The organism is Sphingomonas sp. LH128 (genome assembly GCF_000293195.2).
GTDB classification, from domain to species: Bacteria; Pseudomonadota; Alphaproteobacteria; order Sphingomonadales; family Sphingomonadaceae; genus Novosphingobium; species Novosphingobium resinovorum_A.
This window is the reverse complement of the sequence record NZ_ALVC01000280.1, coordinates 1-2217: the sequence shown is the minus strand read 5'-3', so window position 1 is coordinate 2217 and position 2217 is coordinate 1. Positions and strand designations below refer to the sequence as shown.

Genomic DNA, 2217 nt, shown 5'->3' with positions numbered 1-2217 from the left:
CGGCGACAGGTAGAAATCGATCGTGTCGCCCCGCTTGTCGACTGCCCGGTACAGGTAGGTCCACTTGCCCCGCACCTTGACGTAGGTTTCATCCAGGCGCCAGCTCGGATCAAAGCCACGCCGCCAGAACCAGCGCAGCCGCTTCTCCATCTCCGGGGCGTAGCACTGGACCCAGCGATAGATCGTCGTATGGTCGACCGAAATGCCGCGTTCCGCCAGCATTTCCTCAAGGTCGCGATAGCTGATCGGATAGCGACAATACCAGCGCACCGCCCACAGGATCACATCACCCTGGAAATGGCGCCACTTGAAATCCGTCATCGTTCCGTCCGTCCAATCTCCGCCAAGCATGCTCAAGCTTCACGATTTTTGCAACAGAGCCGCCCGCACCACTCCCATCGATTTTGCTTCCCCCTCCCCATCCCGCGCTTCGCCAGCGGGTCAGAGCCGCAGGCCGCAGGCAGCGGCTTCGCCTAAAGGAGTGAAAAATGGAAGCGACAACTGACCAGATCGCCACCATCGCGGCGCTGAACGACATTGCGCGGCGAACGATGGGTGTGACTTGTCGCACCGTGATTACGCAAGGCATCGCGGCGCTGGACGAGAACACGCAGTCCGACATTCTCAAGATGATCGAGGGCTTTGAGGATTTCACACCCGACAACGACCCGCACGGCGAGCATGACGCCGGTTTCCTTTATCGTGATGTGATCGGCCAATGGCATACCCGCTGGACTGACGACAGCACGCGCCCAGCCCTCTCGGTCATGTGGAAGTTCGACTATTACGACCGCGATCTTGAATTTGGCAGCGCCGAACCGTGGAATCCCGATGCCACAACCCGCGTGCTCACCATTCTCCTAACCAGTGAATATTGAGGGAGGCCATCATGACCAAATCGCCCCCGGTTATCGAGCTTAGCTGGCGTGATGAGAATTATGGTTCCGTCTGCGCCGTCGCCGCTTTCCGCAACTATGCGGGCACACTGGATTGGAGCGACCGCACCCACCAGCGGTTTCGCGGATGCCTGAAACGTGCAGGCTTCGCGTTCCATTGGGGGCGATGCAGCTATATCGCCACCAGCGGCACCCGCGAAGAGAGGTTGCACGCCCTTTGTGACGAGCTGGCCCGCGCAGGATTCCAGATCGACAGCGGCGACGTGAGGGCAGAGGCATGAACCGCGAACGCCGCAAGCAGATCGCCGCCGCCCGCGTGCTGATCGACAAGGGCAAAGCCCTGTTGGATGAGGCGCGCGACATGCTTGAAACCGTCAAGGATGACGAACAGGCCGCCCGCGAGAATCTACCACCCAGCCTTGAGGACAGCGAACGTGCGCAGGCGATGGACGCCGCAGTTTCCGAACTGGAAAGCGCGATTTCAGCCCTTGAAGACTTCGACGCCGACGAGATCGGCACAAACCTCGACACCGCCAGCGAATAGGAAGGATTGACCATGCAACCCATGCGCCACCTAGATCGAGACACGCGCCGCGCCCGCCTTCTGGCGGCGCGCACGCGCCCCGTCGGCGGCATCAACCGGCGCGGCATCTTCACCGGCCATTGGGACGGCGGCGATGTTGTGCGCCAGTTTCGCGGCGACAACGGATCATGGATCGGCCTTGCCGCCTACAAGGCGAAAGAAGAGCCGGAGCCGCAGCCATGAAAATCAGCAACACGGCGAGCGCCGTTCGCGTCACCCTCTCGCCTACCGAGATCAGCGATTTGCAATTTGTGATCGAGGCGGCCGAGCGCGCGGGGCATTATATGCCCGCGCGCGTCCCCAACATCATGGCGGCGCTGACGCGCAGCGCCGACGATGTTCGGATGAAACAGGCGATGAAGCGGGCGGAAAAAGATCGCGTAACGCGGATCGAGCAGGACCGGCGCGCGCGCGAACGCCAATTCATGCTAGGCGACCGATACAGCGTCATGGCGAGCCGCGCCGACTACGCCGATGCGTCTTCCGATCCGGACGCGCGCCAATGGGTTGACCTAGTGTTTCATGAAATCATGCAGAGGCCGCTTCCCGATCAATACGAACTCCGGCGCGACGTGTGGCGTGTCCACGTTGTCCAACTGGACGGCGGCACGCTCGGCGCTGTTGTAGGCGGCGATTGCACTCAAACCGCCGACCCCGCCGAAATTGCTTCCGTAGCGGAGCAGCTGATCGCCCGCTTCGAGGGCAGAGCTTGACGCGCGTGGAGCGGTGGCAGCTGCC

5 protein-coding genes and 1 pseudogene are annotated in these 2217 nt (G+C 61.9%); 5 read left to right on the top strand and 1 reads right to left on the bottom strand.

The annotated features are described in order from the left end of the window. A pseudogene (locus LH128_RS20735) lies at positions 1 to 321 on the bottom strand (IS6-like element IS6100 family transposase); the annotation flags it as partial. A gap of 167 nt (positions 322 to 488) precedes the next feature. Between LH128_RS20735 and LH128_RS20730 the strand changes: the two are divergent. From LH128_RS20730 to LH128_RS20710, 5 genes are read left to right on the top strand one after another with little or no spacing between them, the layout of a single operon-like run. Further along, positions 489 to 878, top strand: a complete 390-nt coding sequence (locus LH128_RS20730; protein ID WP_008831643.1) for a DUF3768 domain-containing protein — start codon at positions 489 to 491, stop codon at positions 876 to 878. Between the two features lie 11 nt (positions 879 to 889). Further along, complete coding sequence (locus LH128_RS20725) at positions 890 to 1177, top strand: hypothetical protein (protein WP_008831642.1); 288 nt, start codon at positions 890 to 892, stop codon at positions 1175 to 1177. Continuing rightward, positions 1174 to 1440 carry a hypothetical protein gene (locus LH128_RS20720; protein ID WP_008831641.1) on the top strand — a complete coding sequence of 89 codons (267 nt, stop codon included), beginning with the start codon at positions 1174 to 1176 and terminating at the stop codon, positions 1438 to 1440. Before LH128_RS20725 ends, LH128_RS20720 begins: the two co-directional genes overlap by 4 nt. Positions 1441 to 1461: 21 nt before the next feature. After that, positions 1462 to 1662 (top strand): hypothetical protein, encoded by a 201-nt coding sequence (locus tag LH128_RS20715; RefSeq protein ID WP_020819821.1) that lies wholly within the window; start codon positions 1462 to 1464, stop codon positions 1660 to 1662. Next, positions 1659 to 2192 (top strand): hypothetical protein, encoded by a 534-nt coding sequence (locus tag LH128_RS20710; RefSeq protein WP_037520606.1) that lies wholly within the window; start codon positions 1659 to 1661, stop codon positions 2190 to 2192. The genes LH128_RS20715 and LH128_RS20710 overlap by 4 nt, the downstream gene beginning before the upstream one ends. Positions 2193 to 2217: the final 25 nt, after the last annotated feature.

Bases quoted from the DNA above. Each gene is read 5' to 3' on its own strand.
- LH128_RS20730 (WP_008831643.1), top strand. From the start codon at position 489: ATGGAAGCGACAACTGACCAGATCGCCACCATCGCGGCGCTGAACGAC.
- LH128_RS20725 (WP_008831642.1), top strand. From the start codon at position 890: ATGACCAAATCGCCCCCGGTTATCGAGCTTAGCTGGCGTGATGAGAAT.
- LH128_RS20720 (WP_008831641.1), top strand. From the start codon at position 1,174: ATGAACCGCGAACGCCGCAAGCAGATCGCCGCCGCCCGCGTGCTGATC.
- LH128_RS20715 (WP_020819821.1), top strand. From the start codon at position 1,462: ATGCGCCACCTAGATCGAGACACGCGCCGCGCCCGCCTTCTGGCGGCG.
- LH128_RS20710 (WP_037520606.1), top strand. From the start codon at position 1,659: ATGAAAATCAGCAACACGGCGAGCGCCGTTCGCGTCACCCTCTCGCCT.